The 255-nt window shown below is 63.9% G+C and carries 1 protein-coding gene; it reads right to left on the reverse strand.

What is annotated here, in order from left to right; genetic code table 11:
- The coding region (locus tag IB255_RS30685; RefSeq protein WP_192211309.1) for a hypothetical protein at positions 1–255 on the reverse strand (255 nt) is incomplete at both ends.

The raw sequence follows: 255 nt of genomic DNA on the forward strand, positions 1-255 counted from the left end.
ACCACGTTGATGGTCAGGGTCGCTACCGGCGGGGTGAGATCCACGCTGTAGGAACGGCTTCCCGGTACTTCGGTGGCATTACCAGCTTCATCATGGGCCACCAGGATGGCGTCAATGCTGGTTTCCGCAGCCAGGTCGGCACCGGCCACTTTCACGCTCCAGGTGCCGTCAGCCGCTACCTTGGCGCTGTAGTCGGTGCCGTTGAGGGTGAAGCTGACGGTGTCGCCGGCCTTGAACTCGCCGGTCGCCTTGCCG

Source organism: Pseudomonas sp. PDM22 (genome assembly GCF_014851965.1).
Lineage (GTDB): Bacteria > Pseudomonadota > Gammaproteobacteria > Pseudomonadales > Pseudomonadaceae > Pseudomonas.